This window comes from Citrobacter sp. RHBSTW-00524, assembly GCF_013747755.1.
Lineage (GTDB): Bacteria > Pseudomonadota > Gammaproteobacteria > Enterobacterales > Enterobacteriaceae > Citrobacter > Citrobacter braakii.
In genome coordinates this window covers 1,498,319-1,521,692 of sequence record NZ_CP056421.1, presented here as the reverse complement: position 1 = coordinate 1,521,692, position 23,374 = coordinate 1,498,319, and the positions used below count along the sequence as shown (strand labels likewise).

The window sequence follows — 23,374 nt, the reverse complement described above, 5'->3', positions numbered from 1 at the left end:
TATGTAGTCTCCGCCGTGTAAAACAAGAAATTGAGAAGTGGGTGATTAGCTCAGCTGGGAGAGCACCTCCCTTACAAGGAGGGGGTCGGCGGTTCGATCCCGTCATCACCCACCACTTTCTCGCCAGCTGGATTTCTTGTTAAAATGTGAAGTACCGAAGTGGGTGATTAGCTCAGCTGGGAGAGCACCTCCCTTACAAGGAGGGGGTCGGCGGTTCGATCCCGTCATCACCCACCACTTCGGGTCGTTAGCTCAGTTGGTAGAGCAGTTGACTTTTAATCAATTGGTCGCAGGTTCGAATCCTGCACGACCCACCAATGTAAAAAGGCGCCCTAAAGGCGCCTTTTTGCTATCTGCGATTCACAAGATTAGAACCAGCTTTCCTGATGCGCTGCACATCCTGCAATGCTTATTACCCCACCAACGCATCAATCAGCTTCGTTAACGCTGGCGTGGCCTGTTGTTGGTCATAGACAATATACAAATCCGCCGGAATCCGTTCCTCTAACGGCCGGAACACCACGCCGGGCCAGTTCATTTGCGCATAACCATCAGCCATCAACGTTATCCCGATTCCCATACTGATCATCGCCAGTACTGTCTGGGGCTCAACAACTTCACGAATTATCATTGGCGAGAAGCCCGCCTGCTGGCATACACGTTGTAAAAAGCCCCAATCGGAATGTACGGAAGGAAGCGTGACAAAATATTCGTTGCGCAGCGCCGCCAGCGAAATAGCATCCCTTGAAGCCAGTACGTGATCTTCCGGTACTGCAACCATAAATGAAGATTCATGGAGACGTAGGCTGGTAAAACCAACGGCTGGTTCAATAGCCATGCGCCAGATCCCTGCATCAAGCTCCCGACGCTCTAACAGCGCCATTTGCATGCCTGGTGATTTTTCGCGAAACAGTACCTCAACATTGGGGTTTGCTTTCAAAAAGTGGTGCATTGCAGGACGCATTCTTCCCCACAGCGCCGTCCCCACCACACCCAGCTCAATACGCCCCGCTTCGCCGCGACCAATCTGCTCCACTCTCGCCATAGCCTGATTTGCACTGGCTAACAAACGACGCGACTCCTCCATCAGAATTTTTCCTGCATGGGTTAACGCAACGCTGCGGGAATGGCGAATAAACAACAAGGTGCCAAGTTGCTGTTCAAGTTCTTTGATATGAATACTCAAGGGAGGTTGTGACATATTTAACCGGGCAGCAGCCCGGCCAAAATGCAATTCTTCTGCAACAGCGAGAAAATAACGCAATAACTTCAGATCGATTCGGTGGGCTCGTTCCATCTCTGCTGCACTCCAGGAATAAGGGATAACGTCTGGAATCTACCACATTGCTTAGTAAAAAATAGATTTAACGACAAGATACCCAATATACATAAAAACAATAGATAAAACCCCGGGCAAAACATTTGGTGCAGGAATAGGTATTCGGCATAAAGTAAATAATGCGCCAATGCCAAACCCAATGCCTGAGGAAAGAATGTTCTCTTTCACATGAAATCCTTGTTTTGAAATGAAATGGCGAGAATCCTCTCGCCAGTTAAATAAATTTAATGAGCCAATGATTTGGTCGACAATTTGTCTGGCTGGTGCTGATACTTAAAGAACAATGCAAAGACAACAGCCAGCGCCAGCGCATACGCGGCAAAAACCAGCCAGATGGTTTGCCAGTCTTTAACGCCATCTATAGAAAAATAATCCACGGCAATACCACTTAAAATTGATCCAATCCACGCACCAACACCGTTAACCATCGTCATAAACAGCCCCTGAGCGCTGGCACGAATGTTTGAGTCAACCTCCTGCTCGACAAATACTGACCCGGAAATGTTAAAGAAATCGAACGCGCAACCGTAAACGATCATCGACATCAGCAGCAGCACAAAACCGAACGGAGAAGGATCGCCGAAGGCAAAGAAGCCAAAGCGCAGCGTCCACGCCAGCATGCTCATCAGCATCACCGTTTTAATGCCAAAGCGTTTAAGGAAGAATGGAATAGTGAGGATAAAGCCCACTTCCGCCATCTGAGAAACAGACAGCAAAATGGAGGGATACTTCACGACAAAGCTGTCAGCAAACTCAGGATTACGGGCAAAATCATGCAGGAACGGATTACCAAAGACATTGGTTATTTGCAGCACAGCTCCCAGCATCATGGCAAACAGAAAAAAGATTGCCATACGCGGGTTCTTAAACAGCACAAACGCATCCAGCCCCAGTTTACTGGCAAGCGTGGCAGATTCTTTTTTCTGCGCAACAGGAATTTTCGGCAACGTCAGTGCATAAAGCGCGAGCAGCAACGACGCACCGGAGGCGATATACAATTGCGCGTTGCTGAGCTCCAGGCCCATCAGGCTCACCGTCCACATGGCCACAATAAAACCTATCGTGCCAAAAACGCGTACGGGTGGAAATGCCGTCACAGGATCCTGACCCGCTTTCGCCAGACAGGAATAGGAAACACTGTTCGATAACGCAATCGTCGGCATATAGGCCATCGCGTTAACTAACATCACCCAGAACATGGTATCAGAATCGGTAACAGTGGTGGCATACAGCAACACGCCAGCGCAGACCAGGTGGCACAACATATAAGCGCGTTCGGCACGCAGCCATTTGTCAGCGATAATCCCCATAATGCCAGGCATAATAATCGCTGCCAGCCCTTTCGAGCTGTATACCATACCCACATTTGCACCGGTAAAGTGTAGAGTGTTAATCATGTAAGAACCCAGGGTAACCAGCCAGCTACCCCAGATAAAATATTGCAAAAACGACATGATTTTTAAGCGGGACGTAATACCCATTTTTTATTCCTTGCCGTGAGATAAGGCTCCCAAAAGGAGCCTTTGCTATTGTGTGTTTAGGCCAGCTTGCGTAAAAAGCCGCAAATCAGATTAATAAAGTTCTGACGGGAAAGTTCAGCCGCGGCCAGCGTTTGCGCATGGGACAGTTTTACATCTCCTAACCCTTCCGCCAGATTGGTGATCGCAGAGACGGCAACCACGCTGAGGCCACAATGACGAGCGGTAATGACTTCCGGCACCACTGACATTCCGACCACATCGCCGCCAATAATCTGCATCATGCGTATTTCTGCCGCGGTTTCGAAGTTCGGTCCCGGATAAGAAACAAATACGCCTTCGGTGAGGGGGAATCCCTCCTCTGTCGCAACAGTCTGAAGAATGGCGCGGTAATCTGCATCGTAAGCATTTGCCAGAGAGAAGAAGCGATCGCCAAAACGATCATCATTCGCGCCGACCATCGGCGTGCCCGGCATGGTGTTAATATGATCGCGTAACGCCACCAGACTTCCTGGACCAACTTCCGGACGCAGAGATCCTGCCGCATTGGTACAGAACAACACTTCACAGCCCAGTAATTTCAGAGTGCGAATGGCATCGGTCATAACCGTCATACCCCGACCTTCATAAAAATGGCCACGCCCTTTCATACACGCAACAGGAATGCCCGCCAGATGCCCGAGTACCAGTTCTCCTGCATGACCGTGAACGGTGCTCACAGGAAAACCAGGAAGTTTTTCATAAGAGATAGCGACCGCATTTTCAATTTGCTCCGCCAGCGCCCCCAGGCCGGAACCCAAAATAAACGCGACTCGCGGGGTAAACTCCGGTGTGTGTGCACGAATAATATCAACACAATATTCAGGATTATGAGAAAAAAAATCGTGAGACATAAGTATCCTTGTTCTATCGGGTTAAATTTGACTCCTTTTTTATAACGACCTTCGCCCTGCACTGACCAATACACTTTTCACGTGCCATCAATAGTCATTTGATATCGATAGATTTAGATCGCTTCTGTATTAATGAAGAGACAAAAAAGTATTGGTGGTTATCTGCTCTTCATATTAAAAATATGACGCTTTCATTTTTATAAATTACTTATTTTTAATTAAACCATTAATAACTATTGGCATAGGGAAATATGCTATGAAAAAAAACCTTACTCTGACACTCTCTTCTTTACTCATTATTCCCGCGTTATCCCATGCGGAATTTAAAAGTGGATTCGCCGATATCGGCCTGCATTATCTCGACTGGACATCAGAAACTACAGAAAAAACCAGTAAAAAATCCCATAAAGATGACTTTGGGTATCTGGAGCTTGAAGGCGGAGCGAACTTTAGCTGGGGAGAAATGTACGGCTTCCTCGATTGGGAGAATTTCTACAATGGCCGTCACGCTAAACCCGGCAGCGAACAGCGTTATACTTTCAAAAATACCAACCGTATCTATCTCGGTGATACAGGATTAAACCTCTACCTCCATGCTTACGGGACTTACGGTTCACCGAATCGCGCTAACTTCCATGATGATATGTTTCTGTATGGGTTAGGTTATAACTTCACCGGCAATGGGTACTGGTTTAAACCCTTTTTTGCTAAACGTTATACCGATCAGACCTATTACACCGGGGATAATGGTTATGTCATGGGCTGGGTGGCCGGATATAGCTTTCTGCTGGGCAGTGAGAAATTCTGTGTGACGAACTGGAACGAATACGAATTTGACCGCGATGCAACCTACGCTGCTGGTAATGGCGGTAGGGATGGAATCAACGGTGCTGTCGCATTCTGGTGGAACGCGACGCCGCATCTGACCGCTGGAATTCAGTATCGTTACGCTGATAATAAACTGGGTGAATCATTCCTGCAGGACGGTATTATTTATTCTCTTAAGTACTTGTTTTAACGCATTACTCCAGCCGGGGAGAGAATCATAACTGATACAACGGATCGCGGGCGCGGGCTGCGGTTAATTCACTGGCCTGCATACGCACCACATCCCACAGCGCCTGAGCAGCGGTTGATAAAGAGCGGTTTTTACGTCGGGCCAGCATCAGTTGCCGTTCAACAACCGGCGTCAGGCGCTTAACCTGCAAGTGACTGCCCTGCGGTAAGGGGAGCGCCAGCGCGGGCAGCACGCTGATGCCAATCCCCGCCTCAACCATCGGAAACAGCGTGGCGGGATGGCCAATCTCCTGAACGATATTGGCATCAATGGAAAAATGGGCCAGCGCAGCGTCGATCAGCGGTCGACTACCGGAAGCATAATCCTGTAGCACCAGGCGTTCGTGATACAAATCCTGCCAGTTCACCCACTCTCGTTGGGCTAACGGATGATCCTGGCGACACAGCAGCAGGAACGGTTCGGACAGCACGGCTTCACACTGCAAATCGGTGACTGCGCCGGGATCAATCACAATGCCAAAATCCACTTCTCCCTGGCGAATACTCTCCAGCACCCACTGCTGTGGCCGGTCGTGCAGCACAAAATCGATAGCCGGATAAAGCTGATTACTCTGGGCAATACACTGCGGAATAAGATGAGCAGAGATCGTCTGGCTGGCGGCAACCCGCACCGTGCCGGTTAACTGCGTTCCTACCTGTCCGGCTTCGCGCAGCGTGCTATGCAATTCATCCAGAATACGTTCCAGCCGCGCCGCCAACTGGTGTCCGGCCTCCGTCAGCACCACTTCCCGCGTCGTTCTGTCCAATAACCGCACACCCGTCTGCCCTTCCAGCTCTTTGACACTATGGCTAACCGCCGACTGGCTTAAGCCGATGATATCCCCCGCCCGGCTAAAGCTTTTGGCTTGAGCGACGGTGACAAAGATACGCAACTGACGCAGAGAGTAATTCATCTATTCGATTCATATATGGATGCAATAAATCAATTTTATTTCTCAAACGGAAAAAAGCAAAATGTTACTACCGAATTTCAGGAGTCTTTATGAAACTTTTTCGTATTCTTGATCCGTTCACGATAACGCTGATTACCGTTGTTTTGCTGGCGTCCTTTTTCCCGGCCGAAGGTGGTTTTGTGCCTTTCTTTGAAGGCTTAACCACCGCCGCCATTGCCCTGCTGTTTTTTATGCACGGGGCGAAACTCTCGCGTGAAGCCATTATTGCCGGTGGTAGCCACTGGCGTTTGCATCTGTGGGTGATGTGCAGCACGTTTGTTGTCTTCCCGGTTCTCGGCGTTCTGTTCGCCTGGTGGGCGCCGGTCAACGTTGACCCGATGCTGTACACCGGTTTCCTGTACCTGTGTATTTTGCCTGCCACTGTGCAGTCGGCCATCGCTTTTACGTCGCTGGCGGGCGGTAACGTTGCCGCCGCCGTTTGTTCTGCTTCGGCCTCCAGCCTGCTGGGTATTTTTCTCTCGCCGCTGCTGGTAGGGCTGGTGATGAATATGCACGGCGCAGAAGGCAGCCTGGAGCAGGTGGGAAAAATCATGTTGCAGCTGCTGCTGCCGTTCGTGCTGGGTCACCTTTCACGTCCGTGGATTGGAAACTGGGTTTCTCGACATAAAAAATGGATCGCGAAAACGGATCAATCCTCTATTTTGCTGGTGGTGTACTCCGCCTTCAGTGAAGCCGTCGTTAACGGGATCTGGCACAAAGTGGGGGTGGGTTCACTGCTGTTTATCGTGGTGGTCAGCATCATACTGCTGGCAATCGTGATTGGCATAAATGTCTTTGTTGCGCGCAAATGCGGCTTTAACAAAGCTGATGAAATCACCATTGTGTTCTGCGGTTCGAAAAAGAGCCTGGCGAACGGGATCCCAATGGCAAATATTTTGTTCCCAACTTCGGTGATTGGGATGATGGTGCTGCCGTTGATGATCTTCCATCAAATACAGCTAATGGTGTGCGCCGTGCTGGCGCGTCGCTACAAGCAACAGACGGACGCATTGCAGGCGCAACAGAAAAGCCGCGCCGCGAAGGCTTAAAGAGGACGTTTCAGGGGCTGCACCAGTTGCGTCAGCCCCTCAGTTTTAATCAGCAGCGTGATTTGCATCAGCTCGCCAAGCTTGCCCGGCGGGAATTCATCCTTACGGGCAAACCACAGCAGATACTCTTCCGGGACATCAATCAACCGACGCCCTTTATATTTACCAAAGGGCATCACAGTATTAGCGATGTCAACCAGCTGCTCTTTTTCCATCTCAGGCACCCAGCAAGCGGATCATTTCAGCTTCATCGATCACGGCAATACCCAGTTCCTGTGCTTTTGCCAGTTTCGAACCCGCCGCTTCACCGGCAATCACCAGATCGGTTTTCTTCGACACGCTACCGGCCACTTTTGCACCTAACTCGGTCAGTCTCGCTTTGGCGTCATCGCGCGACATCAGGCTCAGGCTCCCGGTCAGCACCACCGTTTTACCTGCGAAGGGGCTGTCGATTTCTTCAGCGTTAATGACCACCGGCGCTGGCCAGTGGATCCCCTGCGCCAACAGTTGAACAATTACCTCGCGGTTGCTCTCTTCGGCGAAGAAATTAAACACGTGCGTCGCCACCACAATGCCGACATCCGGCACTTTTTGCAGCTCTTCAATGGAAGCGGCTTCCAGCGCGTCGAGCGTGCCAAAATACGCCGCCAGACCAGCAGCCGTGGCTTCGCCGACTTCACGAATGCCCAGCGCATAGAGGAAACGGGCAAACGTGGTTTCTTTCGCTTTTTCCAGCGCGTTGACCACGTTTTGCGCCGACTTCGGCCCCATACGATCAAGCCCCGTCAGTTTACCGGCGGTCAGGGTGAAAAGATCCGCCGGCGTGTGGACATACTCTTTCTCAACCAGTTGATCGATAATTTTGTCGCCCATACCGTCAACGTCGAGCGCGCGGCGGGAAACAAAGTGTTTCAGCGATTCCTTACGCTGTGCTCCACAGATTAAACCACCGGTGCAGCGAGTGACCGCTTCGCCTTCCACACGTTCAACGTCAGAGTTACAAACCGGACAATGCGCTGGAAACACAATTTCGCGGGTATCTTCCGGGCGTTCAGAAAGCACGACGTTCACCACCTGCGGGATGACATCGCCCGCACGGCGAATGACGACTTTATCGCCAATACGCAACCCCAGACGCTCGATTTCATCAGCGTTATGCAGCGTTGCGTTACTGACCAGCACCCCGGCAACCTGGACCGGCTCAAGGCGAGCGACGGGCGTAATCGCCCCGGTACGTCCAACCTGAAACTCAACATCGCGTACGAAAGTCATCTGCTCCTGTGCCGGGAACTTAAAGGCCACAGCCCAGCGCGGCGCGCGGGCAACAAAGCCCAGTTGCTCCTGCAACGCCATGGAGTTGACTTTGATCACCACGCCATCGATATCAAATCCCAGCGTTGGTCGGTCTTCTTCAACCTTGTGATAGTAAGCAAGTACTTCCTCCGGGGAGTCGCAAAGCGCCACTCTGTCGCTTACCGGCAGGCCCCACTTTTTAAATTGCAGCAGGCGGCCCAGATGGGTATCTGGCAGCGTGCCGCCTTCCAACACACCAACCCCATAGCAGAAGAAAGTAAGCGGTCGCTTCGCTGTGATACGCGGATCGAGCTGGCGCAATGAACCGGCCGCTGCGTTACGCGGGTTAGCAAACACTTTGTTGCCAGTGCGGCGGGCCTCTTCGTTAATTTTTTCAAATCCGGCCTGCGGCAGGAACACTTCACCGCGCACTTCCAGACGTGAAGGGATGTTTTCGCCACGCAGTTTTAACGGGATCGCGCGAATGGTGCGCACGTTAGAGGTAATGTCCTCACCCGTGGTGCCATCACCACGCGTTGCGGCGCTGACCAGCACACCGTTTTCATACAGGATACTGACTGCCAGGCCGTCCAGTTTCAGTTCACAGCACCAGGTCAGTTTATCGGTACTCTTTAGCCTGTCCTGCACGCGCTTGTTGAAGGCGAGAAAACTCTCTTCATCAAACACGTTATCCAGCGACAGCATCGGCACTTCATGGCGAATCTGGCTGAACGCGGTTAACGGCGCGGCGCCAACGCGTTGGGTTGGCGAGTCGGGGGTAACAAGGTCCGGATGCTGCGCTTCCAGTTCGCGCAGTTCGCGCATCAGGCGATCGTATTCCGCATCGGGAATTTCCGGCGCGTCCATCACATGGTAGAGATACTCATGATGGCGAAGCGTGGTTCGCAGTTCTGTCAGTTGTTGTTCGATTGATTCCATATCGCACCATCAATGATAAAAAACCCCCGACAGGCGGGGGTTTAGAAAGGAAATGTCACGCCAGAGGAAAATCAGGCGCGAGATTCTTTAACTTCGCGGATGCGGTCCTGATACTCGCGCAGTTTCTGCGGCGTCATCATGCGACGTTGATCGTCGAGCACCACACCACCCACTTCATCGGCAATGTGCTGTGCAGACTGCAGCATCAGCTTAAAGTTTTGCAGCTCGTCCCCGTAGGACGGAACCTGCATAAAAATAGTCACGCCAGGGGTGCTGAAGTCGCCCGTCATTTCTGGGTCAAACGTTCCCGGATTAACCATATTAGCGAGGCTGAACAGCGACGGACCGCTGCCATCCGGGCTCAAATGACGATGGAAAATATTCATATCGCCAAATTTGAAACCGGCCTGCTGAATGCTGTTGAGCAGCACTTCCCCGTTGAGCTCGCTACCATGATGAGCCGCAACGTTCATAATGATGACCGCTTCTTTACGCTGCGGTTTTTCAGCAACAGGCGCTTCTTCTACTACCGGCTCGGGCTGCGGTTGATGTTCAACGACAGGCTCTGCTGGCTGGAAGGTCTGCGGCGCAGGTTGCGGTGCTTGCTGAGCAGGTTGCTGAACCTGCGGGGCAACAGGTTGCTGCTGAACAGGCTGATGTTGCACCGGCTGCTGCGGCTGCTGAACATGCGGCGGCGGTACCGGCGCTTGTGCAGGCTGCTGCGCAGGCTGACGCGGCTGAGCAGACGCATAAGGCGGCTGGTACTGGTGTTGCGGCGACTGAGGAGGAACACCATGTTCCTGCGCATTACCGGGAGCATGATTCACACGATGAACGCGAACTTCACCCACGCCTTCGTCTTCCTCGACGTTGTCGTCGAACGAATCCTCGTCTTCACGTTTAGACTTCATGCGTTTCAGTGGGCGATCGCGGAATATAGAAGACCGCTCTTTACGGCTAGTCCAAAAACCATGTACCAGTAAAGCGATTATGGCGATCGCGCCAACAATGATTAATATCAGACGCAAATCCTGCATCATTATATTCTCTGTTGTTCTAACACCTTGCCACCACGGCAAACATTTACTCACTAAGAGTATTTGTCGATTACGCCAAGTGCAAGTGTACTCTTGGCTTTCACGGCATAAAGATGAACAAAATTGTGCTTTTTGCTGTTTTTTCGAACATTTCCGAACAGCTTAACGCTCAACAACCCGGTAAGATACGCACAGTTTACCAGAGCTTATATAACAAGGAGTACGTCCTGACCATGGTTTCATCATCTGCAGTTGTACCTCGCAGCGGCCTTTATTACTTTTCTCAGGGATGGAAGCTCATCACCCAACCGGGCATTCGTCGTTTTGTTATTCTGCCTTTGCTGGTGAATATCCTGCTGATGGGCGGCGCATTCTGGTGGTTATTTACACAACTCGGTAACTGGGTTCCCGCGCTGATGAGTCACGTCCCTGACTGGCTTCAGTGGCTCAGCTATTTACTGTGGCCGATTGTGACCATTTCCGTGCTGTTGGTGTTCGGCTACCTGTTCTCCACTATCGCCAACTGGATCGCCGCACCGTTTAACGGTCTGCTGGCTGAACAGCTGGAAGCGCGCTTAACGGGCGCAACACCGCCCGACACCGGCATTCTCGGCATTATGAAAGACGTTCCGCGCATTATGAAACGCGAATGGCAAAAGCTGGCGTGGTATCTCCCGCGCGCCTTCGTGTTGCTGATCCTCTATTTTATTCCAGGCATTGGGCAGACCGTCGCCCCGGTCCTGTGGTTCCTGTTCAGCGCGTGGATGCTGGCCATTCAGTACTGCGATTATCCTTTTGATAACCATAAGGTGCCTTTTAAGGAGATGCGCGTCGCGCTGCGCACGCGCAAGGTGACCAATATGCAGTTTGGCGCGTTGACCAGCCTGTTCACCATGATTCCGGTGCTCAATCTGTTCATCATGCCGGTAGCAGTTTGTGGTGCCACGGCGATGTGGGTAGACTGCTATCGTGCTAAGCATGCGTTATGGAAGTAATGCAAAAATGTGTAAAAGCGGGCTGGCTTATGCCCGCTCTTATTCCATACTGCTACGCATTATTTCTCATCAGCATATAGATATGCGAATTCCTTACTTCCCCATACTTTCTCAACAGGTATGCTGAAGCGGTATCCCAATTTCATACAGTTAAGGACAGGCCATGAGTAAGATTTTTGAAGATAACTCGCTGACTATCGGTCATACGCCGCTGGTTCGACTGAACCGTATCGGTAACGGACGCATTCTGGCGAAGGTGGAATCACGCAACCCAAGCTTTAGCGTCAAATGCCGTATCGGTGCCAATATGATTTGGGATGCCGAAAAACGTGGTGTACTGAAACCGGGCGTTGAGCTGGTAGAACCGACCAGCGGCAACACGGGGATTGCGCTGGCCTACGTTGCCGCCGCCCGTGGTTACAAACTGACTCTGACCATGCCGGAAACCATGAGCATTGAGCGCCGCAAGCTCTTAAAAGCCCTAGGCGCGAACCTGGTGCTGACTGAAGGCGCAAAAGGTATGAAGGGCGCAATTCAGAAAGCGGAAGAAATCGTAGCCAGCGATCCGGAAAAATTCCTGCTGCTGCAGCAGTTCAGCAACCCGGCGAACCCGGAAATTCACGAAAAAACCACCGGCCCGGAAATCTGGGAAGATACCGATGGCCAGGTTGATGTCTTTATTTCCGGTGTCGGCACCGGCGGTACGCTAACTGGCGTGACCCGTTACATTAAAGGCACTAAAGGCAAAACCGATCTGATTACCGTCGCGGTAGAACCTACTGACTCCCCTGTTATCGCCCAGGCATTGGCGGGTGAAGAACTCAAACCTGGCCCGCATAAAATTCAGGGTATTGGCGCGGGCTTCATTCCTGGCAACCTTGATCTGAAGCTTATCGATAAAGTCGTTGCTATCACCAATGATGAAGCTATTTCTACCGCGCGCCGCCTGATGGAAGAAGAAGGTATTCTGGCGGGGATCTCTTCTGGCGCAGCCGTGGCTGCCGCGCTTAAGCTCCAGGAAGATGAATCCTTTACCAACAAGAATATTGTGGTTATCCTACCGTCATCGGGTGAGCGTTATCTGAGCACTGCACTGTTTGCCGATCTCTTCACAGAGAAAGAACTGCAACAGTAATGCCAGCATGTTAAAAACGCGTAAAAAAGCACCCTTTGGGGTGCTTTTTTGTGGCCTGCTTCAAATTTTCAACTCTCCTGGCATTGATTCAACCCGCCGGAACTGGTATTTAACCAAACTAATTATTTTGATGCGCGAAATTAATCGTTACAGGAAAAGCGCTAGCTGAATCGATTTTATGATTTGGTTCAACTCTTCCTTTCGCGGCATAATGTTTAATGACGAACGAAACGTCAGCGGCAAGAAGTTGCCAGCAACGGATTGCACCGAACTCCTTTTGTGTCGCGTCCAGTTTACGCCGATGCTAACAATACAGGCTAAAGTTGAACCGCCAGGCTAGACTTTAGTTCCACAACACTAAACCTATAAGTTGGGGAAATATAATGTTCCAGCAAGAAGTTACCATTACCGCTCCGAACGGTCTGCATACTCGCCCTGCTGCTCAGTTTGTTAAAGAAGCAAAAGGCTTTACTTCTGAAATTACTGTGACTTCCAACGGCAAAAGCGCTAGCGCCAAAAGCCTGTTTAAACTGCAGACTCTGGGCCTGACTCAGGGTACCGTTGTCACCCTGTCCGCAGAAGGTGAAGACGAGCAGAAAGCAGTTGAGCATCTGGTTAAACTGATGGCTGAACTCGAGTAAGTTCAACGAGTTCTTTTAAATATCAGTCACAAGTAAGGTAGGGTTATGATTTCAGGCATTTTAGCATCCCCGGGTATCGCTTTCGGTAAAGCATTGCTGCTGAAAGAAGACGAGATCGTCATTGACCGGAAAAAAATTTCTGCCGACAAGGTTGATCAGGAAGTTGAACGTTTTCTGAGCGGTCGTGCCAAGGCATCTGCGCAACTGGAAGCGATCAAAACCAAAGCTGGTGAAACGTTCGGTGAAGAAAAAGAAGCCATCTTTGAAGGGCATATCATGCTGCTCGAAGATGAGGAGCTGGAGCAGGAAATCATAGCCCTGATTAAAGATAAGCACATGACGGCTGATGCAGCTGCGCATGAAGTTATCGAAGGTCAGGCCACAGCCCTTGAAGAGCTGGATGATGAATACCTGAAAGAACGTGCGGCTGACGTACGTGACATCGGTAAACGCCTGCTGCGTAACATCCTGGGTCTGGCTATTATCGACCTGAGCGCTATTCAGGAAGAAGTTATCCTGGTAGCCGCAGACCTGACCCCGTCAGAAACCGCACAGCTGAACCTGAACAAGGTGCTGGGTTTCATCACCGACGCGGGCGGACGGACTTCCCATACTTCTATCATGGCGCGTTCTCTGGAACTGCCTGCCATCGTAGGTACGGGTAGCGTCACCTCTCAGGTTAAAAACGACGACTATCTGATTCTGGATGCCGTAAACAACCAGGTTTACGTCAATCCGACCAACGAAGTTATTGAGCAACTGCGCGCCGTTCAGGAGCAGGTTGCTACCGAGAAAGCGGAACTTGCTAAGCTGAAAGATCTCCCGGCTATCACGCTGGACGGACATCAGGTAGAAGTTTGCGCCAACATCGGTACCGTTCGTGACGTTGAAGGCGCTGAGCGTAATGGCGCCGAAGGTGTTGGTCTGTACCGCACCGAATTCCTGTTCATGGACCGTGAATCGCTGCCGACTGAAGAAGAACAGTTTGCTGCGTATAAAGCCGTTGCTGAAGCCTGTGGCTCTCAGGCGGTCATCGTCCGTACCATGGACATCGGCGGCGATAAAGAGCTGCCGTACATGAACTTCCCGAAAGAAGAGAACCCGTTCCTGGGCTGGCGTGCCGTACGTATCGCCATGGATCGTAAAGAGATCCTGCGGGATCAGGTTCGCGCTATCCTGCGCGCCTCTGCTTTCGGCAAACTGCGCATCATGTTCCCAATGATCATCTCTGTTGAAGAAGTGCGCGCACTACGCAAAGAGATCGAAATCTACAAACAGGAACTGCGCGACGAAGGTAAAGCATTTGACGAAAGCATTGAGATTGGCGTGATGGTGGAAACACCGGCAGCGGCAACAATTGCGCGTCATTTAGCCAAAGAAGTTGATTTCTTTAGTATCGGCACCAATGATTTAACGCAGTACACCCTGGCAGTTGACCGTGGTAATGATATGATTTCACACCTTTACCAACCGATGTCGCCATCTGTGCTGACGCTGATCAAGCAAGTTATTGATGCTTCTCATGCGGAAGGCAAATGGACTGGCATGTGTGGTGAGCTTGCAGGCGACGAACGTGCTACACTTCTGTTGCTGGGGATGGGTCTGGACGAATTCTCTATGAGCGCCATTTCTATCCCGCGCATTAAGAAGATTATCCGTAACACGAACTTCGAAGATGCGAAGGTGTTAGCAGAGCAGGCTCTTGCTCAACCGACAACGGACGAGTTAATGACGCTGGTTAACAAGTTCATTGAAGAAAAAACAATCTGCTAATCCACGAGATGCGGCCCAATTTACTGCTTAGGAGAAGATCATGGGTTTGTTCGATAAACTGAAATCTCTGGTTTCTGATGATAAGAAAGACACCGGAACTATTGAGATTGTTGCTCCGCTCTCTGGCGAGATCGTCAACATCGAAGACGTGCCGGATGTAGTTTTTGCTGAAAAAATCGTTGGTGATGGCATCGCTATCAAACCAACCGGTAACAAAATGGTCGCCCCTGTTGATGGCACCATCGGCAAAATCTTTGAAACCAACCACGCTTTCTCTATCGAATCCGACAGCGGCATTGAGCTGTTTGTTCACTTCGGTATTGATACCGTTGAACTGAAAGGCGAAGGCTTTAAGCGCATCGCTGAAGAAGGTCAGCGCGTCAAAGTGGGCGACCCGGTTATTGAATTCGATCTGCCGCTGCTGGAAGAAAAAGCCAAGTCTACCCTGACTCCGGTTGTTATCTCCAACATGGACGAAATCAAAGAGCTGATCAAACTGTCCGGTAGCGTGACAGTGGGTGAAACTCCGGTTATCCGCATCAAGAAGTAATTCTTGCTGCAGAGAAGAATGGCGCCTGATGGCGCCATTTTTTTTATCTGGCAGACCTCAAAATCTGCCGGATAACGCTAAATTTGTGAGGTGACCGGTCGGTAACACGCCTCGCGCATCAGGATTTTCATCCCTTCCGGCCCGCTTTCCAGCATCCGTCGCTCCGAATCCGCCACTAACAGTTCACAATTGTAGCCACCCGCGATGCCAAACATGGCCCGCGCCACACAGATATCTTCCAGCGCCGTTGCCCCGCTGGTGTCAAAATGTCCAACCATACGCCCATTCTGGCGAACCACCAGCCGGTAACTCTTCATCGCGCCTCCCCTGCCGGTGGCAGAATTAACTCATCACAACCGCACAGATTGGTCCATTTCATCACTTCCAGTACGCGCTGTGCTGCATCGTGCGTCGCGGTTGTCAGCGCTTTACCCAGCACAATACCGCTCACCAGTTCAGCACAAAACAGATCGCCAGTTCCCTTCAGATCCGTTTTAACCCGTGGATGAGCGAACACCTCAACCGTTTCAGCCGTCACTACCGCCACGTTAATAATATCTTCGCTATCCCCCGGCGCGCTGGTGATCACCACCCATTTCAGCGTTTCGGTAAGCAGCGATTGCGCCGCCGTGATGGCTTCATCAAGCGTACGACACGGCTTTCCGCTCAGCATTTGCAGTTCAAACACGTTCGGCGTCAGTCCCTGAGCCAGCGGCAGCAGGTGCTGACGGTAGGCCTGCGGAATTTCAGCTTTTACATACATACCGCTGTCCGTATCGCCAATCACCGGGTCGACCAAAATGCACACTGCCGGATGCGTAGCCCGCACCGTTTCCAGCCACTGTGCTAACAGAGCGATTTGCTCTGCACTGCCCATATAGCCTGTAGTCACCGCCTTCAGCTCGCGCAAAGCTTCACGCTCATTCAAGGCGCGGAGATACCCGCTAAACCAGTCGGCCGGAATAACGCCGCCGTAAAATGTTTCATAATGCGGGGTATTGCTGAACAGCACCGTTGGCACTGCCGTCACGCGTAATCCCTGCGCTTTAATGGCCGGAACGGCGATGCTATTGCCTACGCTGCCATAGACCACCTGTGACTGGACGGCGACGATATCGGTCTGTAACGCCCGATGCTTGTCGCCGAAGAGCACTGACTGAATATCACTCCCCTGCTCCATAAATTTCTCCTCTCGCTGGACAGCGGGCTTACGCCTCACTATTATCGTCATATGCTAAAATTCATTTTGTCATAGGTCAATAATGATCGACGGAAAAACCGCTAACGAAATTTTTGACAGTATTCGTCAACATGTCGCTACAGGCACGTTGGCAGCAGGAGAAACGTTGCCGCCGGTGCGTGAACTGGCAACAGCATTGAACGTTAACCGTAATACTGTCGCGGCGGCTTATAAACGCCTGGTCACCTCCGGGCTAGCACAAAGCCAGGGACGTAACGGCACGGTAATCAAGGGGATTTCAGCCCCCGTTGCGCTGGAAGGCGGCAATCCGGATACCGCGCTTATCGATCTTTCCGGCGGTAATCCAGCCCCCGCGCGTCTTCCCGACCTCAGCCGTTATTTCGCGCAAATAAATAAGAATCCTCGTTTGTACGGTGATACCGCTGTATCACCCGGCCTTGAGGCGTGGGCCGCGCAATGGATGCAAGATGCGATGCCAGCCACGGGAGAAATTGATATCACCAGCGGCGCCATTGATGCCATTGAGCGCCTACTGTGCGCCCATTTACTGCCTGGCGACAGCGTTGTGGTAGAAGATCCATGCTTTTTGAGCAGCATCAACATGCTGCGTTATGCCGGATTCTCCGCCAGTCCGGTCAACGTTGACAGCGAAGGCATGCAGCCAGACATGCTGGAAATCGCGCTACAGAAAGGCGCGCGGGCGGTGATTCTGACGCCGCGCGCCCATAATCCGACAGGATGCAGTCTGAGCGCATCCCGCGCGGCGCAATTGCAGGAAATCCTGGCCCGCTATCCCCAGACGCTGGTGATCGTCGACGACCACTTTGCGCTGCTGTCCGCATGCCGTTGGTATCCGGTGATTGCGAAGGAAACAACGCACTGGGCGATTGTCCGCTCAATGTCGAAAACTTTAGGCCCGGATTTACGCCTGGCCATCGTCGCCAGCGATCCACTCACTTCCGCGAAACTGCGTTTACGGCTTAACGCCGGCAGTCAGTGGGTCAGCCATCTGCTGCAGGATCTGGCCTGCGCCTGCCTGAGTGACGAGACTTATCAACACACGCTGGCGCAAACTCAGCAGTTTTACGCCGCCCAGCAGCAAAAGCTGACAGCGGCTCTGCGGCTTCATGGCATTACGCTGCCCGACTGCGACGGTCTTAATCTGTGGCTGCCGCTAGAAGATAACAGCCAGGCGATCGCTTTTGCGCTGGCAAAGTCCGGCTGGCTGGTACGTGAAGGCGAAGTGTTTGGCGTCAATACGCCTGCGCATGGCCTGCGCATTACGCTGTCAACATTAGCAGACAGCGGCATTGATAAGCTAGCGACTGATATCCATCAGGCGCTAAAGCGCTAACAGGAGAGAAAAAGTGCGAGTTCATTTTGTTATTCATGAGTCTTTCGAATCTGCTGGCGCGTACCTGCCGTGGGCCGAATCACGCGGCTATACCATCAGTTGGTCGCGCGTTTACGCCGGAGAAACTGTTCCTGCTAATGCCGATGGCTTCGATATGCTGGTGGTATTTGGTGGGCCGCAGTCACCCCGCACCACGCTCGCAGAGTGCCCATACTTTGACTCTCAGGCAGAGCAACATCTGATAAACCAGGCGATTGCGGCACGAAAAATCGTGGTGGGGATCTGTTTGGGGTCGCAGTTAATCGGCGAAGCACTGGGCGCGAAGGTGTGCCAAAGCCCGGAAAAAGAGATTGGTCACTATCCGATCGCCCTGACCGAGGCAGGCCAACAGCATCCGTTGTTCAGCCATTTCGGCTCACCGCTCAACGTGGGTCACTGGCACAATGACATGCCGGGATTGACCGACCAGGCGACAATTCTTGCCACAAGCGAGGGATGTCCGCGACAAATCGTACAATACGGTAATTTCGTCTATGGTTTTCAGTGCCATATGGAGTTTACCGCCGAAGCGGTCGAAGGATTAATTCAGCACTCTGCGCAAGAACTGGCCGAAGCGAAAGGGAAACGCTTTATTCGCGCTGTTGAAGAGATGCGCACCTGGGATTACCAGCAGATGAATGAGACGCTGTGGCAATTCCTTGATAAGTTGGTAGAAAAACGTAACGATTGAACAGTGCGGGCCGGAGAAGACGCTTTGCGTCGTCATCCGGCGATCCTGCCTTACGGTTGCCTGCTAGCGCTACGCTTATCAGGCCGACAAATTAAATACCTAATCCCTGGCTGAAATGCTCTTCGCCAAAGACCCCGGTGGAAAGGTAGCGATCGCCGCGATCGCAGATAATCGCCACCACCACCGCCCCCGGTGTCGCGCGCGCCACGCGTAACGCGCCCGCAACCGCGCCGCCAGAACTCACTCCGCAAAAAATCCCTTCGCGAACGGCCAGTTCACGCATGGTGTTTTCCGCATCGTTCTGATGAATATCCAGCACCTCATCCACCAGCGAGGCGTTGAAAATGCCCGGCATATATTCCGCTGGCCAGCGACGAATGCCCGGAATACTACTGCCTTCTTCCGGCTGCAGGCCAACGATGGTGACGGGTTTGTCCTGTTCACGCAGAAAACGCGATACGCCGGTAATGGTGCCAGTCGTCCCCATGCTGGAGACGAAATGGGTAATACGGCCTGACGTCTGCTGCCAGATTTCGGGTCCGGTAGTCGTGTAGTGCGCATACGGGTTATCAGGATTATTAAACTGATCGAGAAGTTTACCTTCTCCGCGCTGCGCCATCTCAAGGGCTAAATCACGCGCCCCTTCCATCCCCTGCTCTTTGGTCACCAGAACCAGTTCAGCCCCGTAAGCACGCATCGCCGCACGTCGCTCCTGGCTCATGTTGTCTGGCATCAGGAGCTTCATGCGGTAGCCTTTCAGCGCGGCAATCATCGCCAACGCTATACCCGTATTACCGCTGGTGGCCTCAATCAGCACGTCGCCTGGCTGAATTTCCCCGCGCTTTTCCGCTTCAACGATCATCGACAACGCCGCGCGGTCTTTCACCGAACCTGCGGGATTATTGCCTTCCAGCTTGACCCAAATTTCACTGCCGTTATCCGCCGTCAGACGTTGTAATTTCACCAGAGGCGTATTGCCAATTGTTTGTTCTAATGTGTTCACGTTTTCAGCTCAATAAAATGCCGGGTGGCGCTGCGCTTACCCGGCTTACAGGTCATGCACCACCCGTTAAGCCCGGTAAGCGCAGCGCCACCGGATGATAACTATACGAATTAACCTATCAGGCACTTTGCGCCAGGGCAAGTTCCTCTTCACGCGTTTCAATACGCTGGTCGCCATTATACAAACGCGCATTTTGCAGCCCAACAAACAGACGTTCGCCGCGGTTCGGGGAATCATCGCCCTGCATAATCACCGTCAGCGGTTCGTTATACCACCCCAAGGGTTGCACAACTAATTGGGTGTAGTGTCCTTTCGGACTGGCTTCCAGCACCTGTACCGGCAACGGCGAATCCAGACTGGTACGGCGGCTGACATCCACTTCCCACGGACGCAGGAACAGATCCACCGGGCCCTGATAGCCAGGCGTATAGCCCAACGGCCAGCGATGTGCGCCCACGTGGAATTGTCCACCGCGAATCGTCCCTTGCAGGCGGTTAACTTCACCCATAAATTCCAGGACAAAACGGGTAGCCGGTTCGCGCCATACCTGATCGGGCGCATCGGCCTGCTCGATATGACCCTGGCTCATCACCACCACGCGGTCTGCGACTTCCGTCGCTTCTTCCTGATCGTGGGTAACAAACACGCTGGTGAACTTCAGCTCTTCATGCAACTGACGTAGCCAGCGACGCAGTTCTTTACGCACCTGAGCATCGAGCGCGCCAAACGGCTCGTCGAGCAACAAGATCTGCGGCTCTACCGCCAGCGCACGCGCCAACGCCACGCGCTGCTTTTGCCCCCCGGAAAGCTGTGCCGGGAAACGGTCCGCCAGATGAGCCAGTTGAACCATCTCCAGCAGTTTGGTCACTTTTGCTTTGATCGTTGCCGCATTCGGGCGCTCCCGCCGTGGCAGAACAGTCAGACCAAAAGCGATATTGTCGAAAACAGTCATATGACGAAACAGCGCATAGTGCTGAAACACGAACCCCACCTTACGGTCGCGGGCGTGCAAACGACTGACGTCAGTGCCGTGGAAACGGATATGCCCGCTGGACTGATGCTCCAGCCCGGCGATGATGCGCAGCAGCGTGGTTTTGCCCGATCCAGAAGGCCCCAACAGGGCGACCATCTGACCTGAAGGAATATCCAGCGAGATATCGTTCAGCACCTGGGTGCGACCAAAAGACTTCTTAATATTGGCAATCTCAATGCTCATGATTTTCCTCCTGCTGCGCGCGTTTCTCCTGGTTTTCCAGGCGCCATTGCAACATGCTCTTCAAAAACAGGGTAATAATCGCCATCAGCGTTAATAGCGCCGCGGCGGTAAAGGAGCCGACTGTGTTGTAGTCCTGCTCCAGTAATTCAATCTGTAACGGCAAAGACAAGGTTTCACCGCGAATCGAGCCAGAAACCACCGATACCGCGCCGAACTCGCCAATCGCACGGGCGTTGGTCAGCACCACGCCGTACAGCAATGCCCAACGGATATTCGGCAGCGTAACGCGACGGAACATTTGCCAGCCGGAGGCGCCAAGCAGAACCGCCGCCTCATCTTCATGGCTGCCCTGGCTTAACATCACCGGCACCAGTTCGCGCACCACAAACGGACAGGTCACGAACACCGTCACCAGCACCATTCCCGGCCAGGCAAACATAATTTGCAGGTTGTGTTCATCCAGCCATCCGCCAAGCGGGCCGTTAGAGCCGTAAAACAGCAGATAGACCAGGCCAGCGACCACTGGTGAAACGGCAAATGGAATATCCAGTAACGTGAGCAACAACTGGCGTCCAGGGAAGTTAAAGCGGGTCACCAGCCAGGCCAGTAACACGCCAAACACCAGGTTCACCGGCACCGCAATCAGCGCAATCAGCACCGTCAGCCAGATGGCGTGCAGCATGTCCGGATCAGCCAGGTTGTGTAATACCGGCATCAACCCCTTGCTGAACGCCTGCACGAAGATGTAAACCATCGGCACCAGCAAAATAAAGGCGGATACCAGCATGCCCGTGCCGATCAGAAACCATTTCCCCCAGTTGATGCGGGGTGCGCCATAACGTTTCAATTGGGTAATGTCTGCCATCAGTGACCTACCACGCGTCGACCAAAGCGACTTTGCAGGGTGTTAATTGAAAACAGCAGCAGCAACGAAGCCCCGAGGATCACAGATGCAATCGCGCTGGCGGCCGGGTAGTCAAACTCCTGCAAACGAACAAAAATCATCAGCGAGGTCACTTCCGTTTTCCATGCGATGTTTCCGGCGATAAAGATAACCGCGCCAAACTCACCGAGGCTGCGGGTAAACGAGAGCGCAACGCCCGCGACTAGCGCGGGAGACAGCTCCGGCAGTACCACTTTACGAAAGCTCTGCCAGCGCGTAGCGCCGAGCGTTTCCGCCGCTTCTTCATACTCCGGACCTAACTCTTCCAGCACCGGCTGCACGGTACGCACCACGAATGGAATGCTGGTAAAAGCCATCGCCACCGCAATGCCAAGCCAGGTGTAGGTCACTTTAATATCCAGCTTCGCCAGCCACTCGCCGTAGAAACCGTTGACCGAAAACAGCGATGCCAGCGTCAGACCTGCTACCGCCGTAGGCAGCGCAAACGGCAGATCCATCAGCGCATCCAGCAGCGTACGGCCCGGAAAGCGATAGCGGGTTAAGATCCACGCCATCAGCAAACCAAACACGCCGTTAAAAATCGACGCCACAAACGCCGACAGCAGCGTCACTTTATAAGCCGCCACCACCTGCGGGTTGGTAATCACATCCCAGTATTGCGCCCAGCTCATTTGCGCCAATTGCATCACCAGCGCGCTAAGCGGCAGCAGCAAAATCAGGCAGACAAACAGTAAGCTGGTGCCCAAGCTCAAGGTGAAGCCGGGCAGTACGCGTCGGGAAGAAACAGCAAACATTTACTTACGCCCCGCCGCCAACAGTTTGTCCAACTCACCGCCGCTGACAAAGTGCGTTTTCATTACCTCAGGCCACGAGCCAAACCTGTCTTCCACGCGGAAAAGTTCGGTCTGCGGGAATTTATCCTGCAGTTTGTCCATCACCTGCGGGTTATTCACGCGGTAGTAGAAATCGGTAATGATGGTTTGCGCCTGCGGGCTATACAGCCAGTTCAGGTAAGCTTTTGCCGCTTTTTCAGTACCGTTAGCCTGCACATTTTTATCTACCCAGGCCACCGGGAACTCCGCCAGAATGTTGACCTTCGGCACCACCACTTCGAAGCCCTGGTCTTCATACTGTTTACGGATGTTGTTCACTTCTGATTCAAAGGTGATCAGCACATCGCCCAGGCCGCGTTCCACGAATGTGGTGGTTGCCCCGCGACCGCCGGTATCAAACACTTCCACGTTTTTCAGAAACTGGGTCATGAACTGTTCAGTTTTGGCTTTATCCCCACCATCCGCTTTATCTGCCGCGCCCCACGCAGCCAGATAGGTATAACGCGCGTTACCGGAGGTTTTCGGATTCGGGAAAATCAGTTTCACGTCCGGGCGAACCAGGTCGTTCCATTCGTGGATATTCTTCGGATTACCCTTACGCACCAAAAACGCCATGGTGGAATAGAATGGCGAACTGTTATTCGGCAGACGGCTTTGCCAGTCGGCCGGGATCAGCTTGCCTTTGTCATGCAGGATCTGCACATCGGTCACCTGGTTATAGGTCACCACATCGGCTTTCAGCCCCTGCAGAATCGCCAGCGCCTGTTTTGATGACCCGGCATGAGATTGTTTAATCGTCAGTTTGTCACCGCCGTTATCCTTCGCCCATTGCTGTTCAAACGGCGGGTTAAGGGCGGCAAACAGCTCGCGAGAGACATCGTATGAACTGTTCAGCAGCTCCGTTGCCTGCGCCTGACCCACCAGCAGCAGCATTGCTGCCAGCGTCAGGGTTCTTTTTTTCAGTAAGTTAACGGCCATTGCGCACCCTTATAAATTTAATGA

Annotated in this window: 24 protein-coding genes and 3 tRNA genes; 12 read left to right on the top strand and 15 right to left on the bottom strand. The window is 52.5% G+C overall.

Annotated elements, in window-relative coordinates; all coding sequences use genetic code 11:
• The first annotated feature begins 39 nt into the window (after nucleotides 1–39).
• The 3 genes from HV229_RS07240 (at nucleotide 40) to HV229_RS07230 (ending at nucleotide 317) form a co-directional block, all read left to right on the top strand.
• Nucleotides 40–115: transfer RNA gene (locus HV229_RS07240), tRNA-Val, on the top strand.
• A gap of 46 nt (nucleotides 116–161) precedes the next feature.
• Nucleotides 162–237: transfer RNA gene (locus HV229_RS07235), tRNA-Val, on the top strand.
• Between the two features lie 4 nt (nucleotides 238–241).
• Nucleotides 242–317: transfer RNA gene (locus HV229_RS07230), tRNA-Lys, on the top strand.
• 95 nt (nucleotides 318–412) lie between these two features.
• Here the strand turns inward: HV229_RS07230 and HV229_RS07225 are convergent.
• From HV229_RS07225 to xapA, 4 genes are read right to left on the bottom strand one after another with little or no spacing between them, the layout of a single operon-like run.
• Complete coding sequence (locus HV229_RS07225) at nucleotides 413–1,297, bottom strand: LysR family transcriptional regulator (protein ID WP_094761085.1); 885 nt, start codon at nucleotides 1,295–1,297, stop codon at nucleotides 413–415.
• Between the two features lie 51 nt (nucleotides 1,298–1,348).
• Nucleotides 1,349–1,507, bottom strand: a complete 159-nt coding sequence (locus HV229_RS07220; RefSeq protein WP_181547160.1) for a DUF1427 family protein — start codon at nucleotides 1,505–1,507, stop codon at nucleotides 1,349–1,351.
• Between the two features lie 56 nt (nucleotides 1,508–1,563).
• Nucleotides 1,564–2,820 carry a nucleoside permease gene (locus HV229_RS07215; protein WP_181547158.1) on the bottom strand — a complete coding sequence of 419 codons (1,257 nt, stop codon included), beginning with the start codon at nucleotides 2,818–2,820 and terminating at the stop codon, nucleotides 1,564–1,566.
• A 56-nt stretch (nucleotides 2,821–2,876) separates the two neighbouring features.
• Nucleotides 2,877–3,710, bottom strand: coding sequence for a xanthosine phosphorylase (xapA, locus tag HV229_RS07210; protein WP_131379735.1), 834 nt, complete (start codon nucleotides 3,708–3,710; stop codon nucleotides 2,877–2,879).
• A gap of 256 nt (nucleotides 3,711–3,966) precedes the next feature.
• On the opposite strand from xapA, the gene HV229_RS07205 reads away from it, so the two are divergent.
• A complete protein-coding gene (locus HV229_RS07205; RefSeq protein ID WP_181547156.1) occupies nucleotides 3,967–4,728 on the top strand; it encodes an outer membrane protein OmpK in 762 nt (253 codons plus the stop codon).
• Between the two features lie 25 nt (nucleotides 4,729–4,753).
• Here HV229_RS07205 and HV229_RS07200 read toward each other — a convergent pair whose 3' ends face one another.
• Entirely contained in the window at nucleotides 4,754–5,680 is a 927-nt protein-coding gene (locus tag HV229_RS07200) for a LysR family transcriptional regulator (RefSeq protein WP_016153919.1), read from the bottom strand.
• An 89-nt stretch (nucleotides 5,681–5,769) separates the two neighbouring features.
• Here HV229_RS07200 and HV229_RS07195 point away from each other — a divergent pair, with 89 nt between their 5' ends.
• Nucleotides 5,770–6,768 carry a bile acid:sodium symporter family protein gene (locus tag HV229_RS07195; protein WP_016153920.1) on the top strand — a complete coding sequence of 333 codons (999 nt, stop codon included), beginning with the start codon at nucleotides 5,770–5,772 and terminating at the stop codon, nucleotides 6,766–6,768.
• On the opposite strand, the gene HV229_RS07190 is transcribed toward HV229_RS07195, so the two are convergent.
• The 3 genes from HV229_RS07190 to zipA form a co-directional block, all read right to left on the bottom strand.
• A complete protein-coding gene (locus HV229_RS07190) occupies nucleotides 6,765–6,983 on the bottom strand; it encodes a DUF3820 family protein (RefSeq protein ID WP_016153921.1) in 219 nt (72 codons plus the stop codon). The two genes, HV229_RS07195 and HV229_RS07190, sit on opposite strands and share 4 nt — an antisense overlap.
• Nucleotide 6,984: 1 nt before the next feature.
• Nucleotides 6,985–9,000: an NAD-dependent DNA ligase LigA gene (gene ligA, locus HV229_RS07185; protein ID WP_016157087.1), complete on the bottom strand. Its 2,016-nt coding sequence runs from the start codon at nucleotides 8,998–9,000 to the stop codon at nucleotides 6,985–6,987.
• A 71-nt stretch (nucleotides 9,001–9,071) separates the two neighbouring features.
• The gene (gene zipA, locus HV229_RS07180) at nucleotides 9,072–10,040 is read right to left on the bottom strand and encodes a cell division protein ZipA (protein WP_181547154.1); all 969 of its coding nucleotides are present in this window, start codon (nucleotides 10,038–10,040) and stop codon (nucleotides 9,072–9,074) included.
• A 230-nt stretch (nucleotides 10,041–10,270) separates the two neighbouring features.
• Here zipA and cysZ point away from each other — a divergent pair, with 230 nt between their 5' ends.
• From cysZ to crr, 5 genes are all read left to right on the top strand, one after another.
• A complete protein-coding gene (gene cysZ, locus HV229_RS07175; protein ID WP_016153924.1) occupies nucleotides 10,271–11,032 on the top strand; it encodes a sulfate transporter CysZ in 762 nt (253 codons plus the stop codon).
• A 163-nt stretch (nucleotides 11,033–11,195) separates the two neighbouring features.
• The gene (gene cysK / locus HV229_RS07170) at nucleotides 11,196–12,167 is read left to right on the top strand and encodes a cysteine synthase A (protein WP_005121957.1); all 972 of its coding nucleotides are present in this window, start codon (nucleotides 11,196–11,198) and stop codon (nucleotides 12,165–12,167) included.
• Nucleotides 12,168–12,550: 383 nt separating this feature from the next.
• Nucleotides 12,551–12,808 (top strand): phosphocarrier protein Hpr, encoded by a 258-nt coding sequence (ptsH, locus tag HV229_RS07165; RefSeq protein ID WP_002913505.1) that lies wholly within the window; start codon nucleotides 12,551–12,553, stop codon nucleotides 12,806–12,808.
• A gap of 45 nt (nucleotides 12,809–12,853) precedes the next feature.
• Nucleotides 12,854–14,581, top strand: coding sequence for a phosphoenolpyruvate-protein phosphotransferase PtsI (ptsI, locus tag HV229_RS07160; RefSeq protein WP_016153925.1), 1,728 nt, complete (start codon nucleotides 12,854–12,856; stop codon nucleotides 14,579–14,581).
• A 40-nt stretch (nucleotides 14,582–14,621) separates the two neighbouring features.
• The gene (crr, locus tag HV229_RS07155; RefSeq protein WP_000522253.1) at nucleotides 14,622–15,131 is read left to right on the top strand and encodes a PTS glucose transporter subunit IIA; all 510 of its coding nucleotides are present in this window, start codon (nucleotides 14,622–14,624) and stop codon (nucleotides 15,129–15,131) included.
• Nucleotides 15,132–15,208: 77 nt separating this feature from the next.
• Here crr and HV229_RS07150 read toward each other — a convergent pair whose 3' ends face one another.
• Together HV229_RS07150 and pdxK are read right to left on the bottom strand one after the other, a co-directional pair.
• Complete coding sequence (locus HV229_RS07150) at nucleotides 15,209–15,448, bottom strand: hypothetical protein (protein ID WP_016153926.1); 240 nt, start codon at nucleotides 15,446–15,448, stop codon at nucleotides 15,209–15,211.
• Nucleotides 15,445–16,311, bottom strand: coding sequence for a pyridoxine/pyridoxal/pyridoxamine kinase (pdxK, locus tag HV229_RS07145; RefSeq protein WP_046274446.1), 867 nt, complete (start codon nucleotides 16,309–16,311; stop codon nucleotides 15,445–15,447). Before pdxK ends, HV229_RS07150 begins: the two co-directional genes overlap by 4 nt.
• Before the next feature lie 82 nt (nucleotides 16,312–16,393).
• Between pdxK and ptsJ the strand changes: the two genes are divergently transcribed.
• Both ptsJ and HV229_RS07135 read left to right on the top strand, forming a co-directional pair.
• Nucleotides 16,394–17,686, top strand: a complete 1,293-nt coding sequence (gene ptsJ, locus HV229_RS07140) for a transcriptional regulator PtsJ (RefSeq protein WP_181547152.1) — start codon at nucleotides 16,394–16,396, stop codon at nucleotides 17,684–17,686.
• A 13-nt stretch (nucleotides 17,687–17,699) separates the two neighbouring features.
• On the top strand, nucleotides 17,700–18,416 hold the full coding sequence (locus HV229_RS07135; protein ID WP_047358216.1) for a type 1 glutamine amidotransferase: 717 nt from the start codon (nucleotides 17,700–17,702) through the stop codon (nucleotides 18,414–18,416).
• A 91-nt stretch (nucleotides 18,417–18,507) separates the two neighbouring features.
• Here HV229_RS07135 and cysM read toward each other — a convergent pair whose 3' ends face one another.
• The 5 genes from cysM to HV229_RS07110 all read right to left on the bottom strand — a co-directional run bounded on the left by cysM (nucleotide 18,508) and on the right by HV229_RS07110 (nucleotide 23,350).
• Nucleotides 18,508–19,419, bottom strand: coding sequence for a cysteine synthase CysM (gene cysM / locus HV229_RS07130; protein WP_016153930.1), 912 nt, complete (start codon nucleotides 19,417–19,419; stop codon nucleotides 18,508–18,510).
• Between the two features lie 118 nt (nucleotides 19,420–19,537).
• Nucleotides 19,538–20,635, bottom strand: a complete 1,098-nt coding sequence (gene cysA / locus HV229_RS07125; protein WP_016153931.1) for a sulfate/thiosulfate ABC transporter ATP-binding protein CysA — start codon at nucleotides 20,633–20,635, stop codon at nucleotides 19,538–19,540.
• Complete coding sequence (gene cysW / locus HV229_RS07120; protein WP_016153932.1) at nucleotides 20,625–21,500, bottom strand: sulfate/thiosulfate ABC transporter permease CysW; 876 nt, start codon at nucleotides 21,498–21,500, stop codon at nucleotides 20,625–20,627. Before cysW ends, cysA begins: the two co-directional genes overlap by 11 nt.
• Nucleotides 21,500–22,333 (bottom strand): sulfate/thiosulfate ABC transporter permease CysT, encoded by an 834-nt coding sequence (cysT, locus tag HV229_RS07115; RefSeq protein WP_003038061.1) that lies wholly within the window; start codon nucleotides 22,331–22,333, stop codon nucleotides 21,500–21,502. The genes cysW and cysT overlap by 1 nt, the downstream gene beginning before the upstream one ends.
• On the bottom strand, nucleotides 22,334–23,350 hold the full coding sequence (locus tag HV229_RS07110; protein ID WP_016153933.1) for a sulfate ABC transporter substrate-binding protein: 1,017 nt from the start codon (nucleotides 23,348–23,350) through the stop codon (nucleotides 22,334–22,336).
• Between the last annotated feature and the right edge of the window lie 24 nt (nucleotides 23,351–23,374).